The sequence below is a fragment of the Candidatus Atribacteria bacterium genome, from assembly GCA_011056645.1.
GTDB classification, from domain to species: domain Bacteria; phylum Atribacterota; class Phoenicimicrobiia; order Phoenicimicrobiales; family Phoenicimicrobiaceae; genus Sediminicultor; species Sediminicultor quartus.
The window spans coordinates 1-6397 of record DSEL01000045.1 but is presented as its reverse complement, the minus strand read 5'-3'; the positions used below and the strand labels follow the sequence as shown (position 1 = coordinate 6397).

General features: G+C 31.5%; 6 protein-coding genes, 1 tRNA gene and 1 pseudogene. All 8 read right to left on the bottom strand.

Features of this window, described 5'->3' with window-relative positions; genetic code table 11:
- Positions 1–563 precede the first annotated feature (563 nt).
- The 8 genes and pseudogenes from ENO17_01720 to ENO17_01685 all read right to left on the bottom strand — a co-directional run bounded on the left by ENO17_01720 (position 564) and on the right by ENO17_01685 (position 5650).
- Positions 564–941 (bottom strand): transcriptional regulator, encoded by a 378-nt coding sequence (locus ENO17_01720; GenBank protein ID HER23762.1) that lies wholly within the window; start codon positions 939–941, stop codon positions 564–566.
- A 279-nt stretch (positions 942–1220) separates the two neighbouring features.
- Positions 1221–1793 carry a hypothetical protein gene (locus ENO17_01715; protein HER23761.1) on the bottom strand — a complete coding sequence of 191 codons (573 nt, stop codon included), beginning with the start codon at positions 1791–1793 and terminating at the stop codon, positions 1221–1223.
- 686 nt (positions 1794–2479) lie between these two features.
- Positions 2480–2762, bottom strand: a pseudogene (locus tag ENO17_01710) (XRE family transcriptional regulator).
- 252 nt (positions 2763–3014) lie between these two features.
- Positions 3015–3113, bottom strand: a tRNA-Ser gene (locus ENO17_01705).
- A gap of 157 nt (positions 3114–3270) precedes the next feature.
- Positions 3271–3516: a nucleoside deaminase gene (locus tag ENO17_01700; protein HER23760.1), complete on the bottom strand. Its 246-nt coding sequence runs from the start codon at positions 3514–3516 to the stop codon at positions 3271–3273.
- A gap of 821 nt (positions 3517–4337) precedes the next feature.
- On the bottom strand, positions 4338–4721 hold the full coding sequence (locus tag ENO17_01695) for a hypothetical protein (GenBank protein HER23759.1): 384 nt from the start codon (positions 4719–4721) through the stop codon (positions 4338–4340).
- A gap of 15 nt (positions 4722–4736) precedes the next feature.
- Positions 4737–4961: a hypothetical protein gene (locus tag ENO17_01690; GenBank protein HER23758.1), complete on the bottom strand. Its 225-nt coding sequence runs from the start codon at positions 4959–4961 to the stop codon at positions 4737–4739.
- A 245-nt stretch (positions 4962–5206) separates the two neighbouring features.
- Positions 5207–5650: a hypothetical protein gene (locus ENO17_01685; GenBank protein ID HER23757.1), complete on the bottom strand. Its 444-nt coding sequence runs from the start codon at positions 5648–5650 to the stop codon at positions 5207–5209.
- Positions 5651–6397 lie beyond the last annotated feature (747 nt).

The window sequence follows — 6397 nt, the reverse complement described above, 5'->3', positions numbered from 1 at the left end:
GTCATGTGGTTAACATAGCATGTCTTTGCTACATTGGAAGATCTTACCCTTTATCGGGTTACCTACTAATTTAAAAGTAAAATATTAATTATTTAAGAAAATGGGTGTCTGTCCCTTGTATATTATGGAACCTCGGTAAAACATAAAGTCAAGATCAGTAAAAATGGTAAGGGAATCTACCGTAAGGTACTCTATTTACCTACACTGTGTGCTACCGTACATCATCAAAAGATAAAAATATTTTACCAAAGATTAATAGCTAATCATAAGAACAAGAAATTAGCCGTGGTTGCTTCTATGAGAAAGATACTTTTAATCGCTCATGCCATGTATCGAGATAAGACAGGATATGTTGCTGCCTAGATTCTTTAAAATATTTACAATAAACTACGGTGTTTAAAGGAGAGTTTGTGGGTTGACTTTTAACACAGTATCTAATTATTCCAATTACTTTAATCGCCAATTAAATGCCAACTAATCGCCAAAAATACCAAGTATGTAATGGGCACTTCTTCCTTTTCCTATTGGCCGGATTAAATTCCTTTTAGATAATTCGATTAAATCTAATCTTGCTCCTTCGTCCGAAAGCCTGTAAGTTCACGATATTCTTTGTTAGTAATCTTTCCTTTTTCTTTTACATATATTACTGCCTTAATCTGTCTTTCATTAATTCCTAACTTCTTAAGATTCTCTTCATTCCATTTATTCTGGTAAAATTTTACGACAAAAACCCCGTGGTCTTCCTCAAAATCAGGTTCAGGGAGTCCCTGATCCTGGCACTTCTCCATTATCTTGATCGTCCCTCTACCCCAGCTTTCTATAAAACCTGCCTTATAAAAAACATCTGCTAAAAGAGTATTCCTTGGTTTGGATAGATGTTCTGTCTTTAATTTTTCTATCGGGACTTCAGGGGGAAGCTTCCCTTCATTCATTATGACCAATCTATCATTATATACTCTTATCTGAATGGAAGAAGTCCCTAAATAATTTCTATGAATAAGAGCATTTATTATTGCCTCTCTTAAAGCTTCATAAGGATATTCTAAAATTTCTCTTCTGTGAATTCCTTCAAATTTAATTTTGCTGATTAAATATTTGGTTCTTAAAATTTCTAAGGCACTGGTAATTTGCTCAAAAAGATTCCCTTCAACAATATCACTACTCTGAATTTCGGTCTCGGTCAGAAACTTTCCAATCTTTAGATAAGCAGCAGGATAGAATTATTGAGGATTTTTACCAAAAAGTAAAATTGCTGCTTTTTTTAATTTTTTATCTTCCTGTAAGTTTAATTTTTCAAGAATTGTCTGACAATCTTTTTCTGCAACAATAGAAGGAATTCTATCCTCCGCGTATTTTTTAAATTCATCGATAGTCTTTAGGTTAATATCCTTAAAACCTGCTTTCGCCTCCACAAATTCATCCCAGGTCTTTCCGGATTTCTCTATAAGAAAATTAGTAAGCTCTTCTCCCTTTAATTCGAAGCTATTACTTCCACTTCTAATATAATATTTTCCATTATGAGATATAGATACAGAAGAAGGATTGATAAAGATATGAATTATATCTTTATCTTCCACTTTTTCAATTTTAACTGAAGGAATTATTCCTAATATATTTCTTATTTTATTAGGAATATCTTCTAATAATTTTTTAGATTTATTAACCCCTATAGGATGACCATTATCATCTACCCCAATTATCAATTCCCCACCGTCTTTATTGGCAAAAGCAACGATGACCTTGAGATATTCATCTCTCCAGGAAGGTTTATACTCAATATTTTGTGTTTCCATATTTTTCCCTACTTAAATTATATTTTACTTTAATATGAATTCTTTCCTACCTAAAATAATAACATCTTTGGTAGAGATTCTCAATTCATTACTATGATTCCGCTTTCTTTTGCATGAGGTCTTCATTTTGGATTTATTTCTAAAATAATATCGATTGTCTGTCATTCGATTAGGATATTCTTGAAATGTTGTAAGATTTTGTAAATTTATGCAAAAAACTTTTACAAAAGAAAAACCCGCCAGGGTGCGCATTGTTAAGAGGCGTAGCGGGTGTGTTACGTGTAATATATATTAAAAGCAAATAGGTGTCAATTATTTGTTTTAAAATGATAATTTTGTTTTAATTATTTTAGTTTTTCAGAAAAATAAGGTTAATAGGTGTCTGTTCCTATTAACTCCTATTAACTCGTAGCTTTTGAGCCAAGGAGCAAAAAATAAAAAGAAGGGGGATAAGAGGAGGGTTTTAGGGGGGATTTAAGGGGGAAGGAAAGTTACCTGCCCCGTACGTGGATGAGTTGTAAAATTAGAGATAGCCGGAGTAGATTAAATTAGCCAGGTGAATTAATTAGATTGGCCAGAGTGGCCAGGATTGATAAATTTAAATCAGGTAAAAGGGAGTAAATCAGATCTAAATCAAATATGATCCCTGGAATGGTAATAATTAATGAGGAGAGAGAAAAAATATTTCAATCAAAAATTCCAAATTCGCAGTTACCAGATGCTGACAGCAATATTCGGTTTGTGATACCAATAATGTTAGATAGGGTGTCGAAGAGATTGGCAGCTGGAGTGGATACAATGTCCTGGCGCAGCACTATACCAAGCCCGTTAGCAATTCTTTACGACTGTTTGAATAGACAGCTTGGTAATAACATTTTTTTCAATTTTGGTCAGCGTCGTATAAGGAAGACCGGATTTTCTCGCCAATTCGTCTTGCGTTAATCCTTGCTTATTGCGAAGTTGTTTTATCTTATCGTTTCATTATTGTTTTGACTTTTCATAGTTCCTAAGTTTGATAGTATTAGTATGGGTGTATATCTAACCCTTCTTAAATATGATAACAAATAAAATGAAAGTAGTCCAATTAAAAAAGAGGGAAGCCTGCTTTTGGCCAAAATGAAGTTCAAGCCCATATTTTTTCAGGTTCTTTAATCGTTCTATTAAAACGGTAAGTTAATGAGAAAGCTAGTGAATGATGGTATAAATGTCACATTTTTCAATTGGCGGAGAGGGTGGGATTTGAACCCATGAGACAGGAACAACCTATCTACTCGATTTCGAGTCGAGCGCTCGTTTTCAACCAAACTCAGCCACCTCTCCTTTTTCCTTGGTTACTTGGTTAGTTGGTTAATTAGTTAATGAGTTTAGTATTTATTCCTTAATATTCTTCTTCCTTAACTAGCTAACCATGTAACTAACTAACGTATATAGATACACCATTAAGTTCAGCGTCTTTCCTGAAATAATTTTTTTAAAATTAACCGCATTCCTTTTCTAAAATACCATTTACTACTTCTATTTGATGATTATATCTCTTATCTTGCAAGATGTTAATGATGCTGCCTGCTGCCCCGGCTTTGGGGTCAAGGGTCCCGAATATTAATTTATTCATTCTAGCCTGAAGCATCGCATAGGCACACATCGGACAAGGCTCTAAGGTAACAAAAAGATAAGTATCTTCTAAGTGCCAACTTCCTAGGTATTTAGCATTCCAAAATTCCAAATTCGCTTGACAACATTTTTAAAAGTGCTAAACTATTGCCTGTATAATTATTTATTGTTTAACTCATGTCAAGCAAAACAGTAAACAATCTTTTTCATAATTATACCTCCTTTACAAGCTCGCTTTGCCGATAACAAAGCGGGCTTTTTATTTGCCAAAAAATTTATAGTATAAAGTTTCATTTTCTTTTTAATGAGCCTCTTTTGGTATTTGTTTAATATCACAAAGATAAGAGATAAAAAGTAGAATTGGGATAAAATTTCAATAATCTTTATACCGTTTCTTAAACTCTTCGGATATTTATTTTGCTTAATTAATTCAAATAGTATTAATCCGATCTTTCCAATCAACCGGGAAACCCATGCTTTTTATATCAACATCATTGTACTTTTCCAATAATTGTAATAAATTGTTTTTAAAATATTCCCATTCTCCAAGGATAATGATTAACTTCTTAAATATCAAAAAAAGGTAAAATATTTTGGAATTCGAAATCTCTTTCCATTCAGCTAATTTATTTGGAACCTTGGGTTTAATGGCAAGCGTCCTATTCTATATACGGCTATGATGGGTACATAAGTTCCTAATATATACCAGGGTGTGAATCTATGAAGAAAGTATCTTTTCGTCAATTCCAAAGCAATCTTTTGAAATATTATTACTGTCTGTTCTTTTTAAACCTCCAAATAAAAAAACCCGCCAGGGTGCGCATTTTTAAGAGGCGTAGCGGGTGTGTTACAAGTAATATATATTATAAGCAAATAGGTGTCAATTATTGGTTTGAATATGTCACTTGAAAATCAAAAGTGCACTATTGATTCTTAAGTGACATATTTTAATAAATCATTAACATTTTCTACTGTTTTTAATGGTTCTTTTTTGTAACCCAATAAACTTAAAATATAAACTAAAAGATCTTCTTCTTTCTCTTCTTTGTATTTATTGGCAACTCCCGCTTTAGCGCACTCTGATTTTAACAATAAATCTGCTCTTAATCTTTTTAATAATTCAACCCGCAATATAGATTTCTCTCTTTCTAAAATATATATCCAAACTACCAAACAAGCAGTTCCACATAAAAAAATAATTTGTTCAATGGTTTTATTGGGAAAGATAAATAGATAAAAAATTACAGAAAAGAAATAAATTACCAAAGCTGTAAAAATAATATACTTAATACCGCTTTTTATTTTATATTTATTCATATATACCCTCTTTTTTTATTTCATCTTCGCCCTCTGAATAGATTGATAGACCCAGTTACCAGCTTTAAATAATAACCATAAAATTAAGACATTTATTCCAACACCGATGACTGCACTGATCAAAGAACCAATATTGAATCCTTTCTCAATATTTTTAAAAGCACTTCCAATAAAAGTAAGTATTCCTATAATCCAAATAATTACTTTTTGCCACCTATATAGTAGTCCGAATTTATTCATATTTTTACACCTACATTTTTAGGAATATTGATTATTTTTTAGAATTTATTAATAATCCTATAATATATTCATAAATATCTTTTGCTTTTTTACCCTTCTTATAATGTGTTACAGCTTTCTCGGTCAAGACATTTTTTTGGTTATTATAACAGTTTTATCGTCTAACCTAACACTAACCTACCACCTCACTCTGATAATTTGGGATTGCTGAACAAAAAAACTTGCAATATCATTTATTTATGTGTCTATGGTAAATTACCAATTATTTCACCAGATTTATTAAAAACTCCTATATTTCCATTATCATTTTCATCAACACCCATGCCAGCAACAGAAGCGCCGCCTTTATTATTAACAACTATATCTCCATTACCATATTCAGTGGTTCTCATAATAACAACAGGGGTGCCGTCTTTATTAGTAACGCCCATTATCCCACCATTCTTGCTGGCTCCCATTAAGGCAACGGGAGTGCCGTATTTATTATTAATAATTATTGCTCCATCACCGTCTCCACTAGCAGATAACAAAATAACTGATCGCCCTTCATCATTCACAATTTCTATGCTCTTGGCCTTGATTTCCTCCTGAATAACTACCTGACTTTCATTATTTCCATCTACCAAGAAAACATAAAACACCAATATTGCTAAAACTGAATAAATTAAAATTCTCTCAAGTTTTTTCATTTTCTTTGATACCCCCTTATAATTTTAGGTAATATCATTTTTCTATTTCCCTCTAATAATATTCATTACTAGCTTTTTATATCTTCAATATTTCCGGGATCGATCCACTTTTTTATTATTTCTCTCCTCTTTTTTTTACAGAACAACCTAAAAGTTACCGGACTATTGCCTTGATACGCCTTCTTTATTTAAGAAAATTGGATGTGTCTCTATTTATTCTATTTAAATTAATCTTTTTAAAAATTTAAAGCTAATTGTTCTGAATTATTATAATTACCAATATTAAGTTGCCCAAATTTCCATTCATCATCTTCAATCCAGGCTTCATTTAACAAAAATCCATTAAAATACCTACTTTCTTTCATTCTAGCAATATTATCTTGATCATGTTCTAGTAAATATTTACAAGGTTCACTTATACGATATTTAGTAATATTGATATTCGGATAATACGAATGAAAACGAACTCCGCCAATTAAAATATCACACAATTGTAATAAATTGCTATCCTCTGCCTTCTGCCCACTTCTTAATTTTAGATGATTACTTCTTTGTGGAATTATTTTAGAGTTATCTAAAAAATTAACATATTCTCTTTTTTCTAATTGTAATTTTCTTATTATTTTAGCTGTATTAAGATTTCTTCCGTATTCACCAATATATTGTTCATCTCCATCTATAAATACATTTCCTATAGTTACAGGGTCATCATTGCTAAATAATTTATGTAAAGCACCCTTTAAGGCC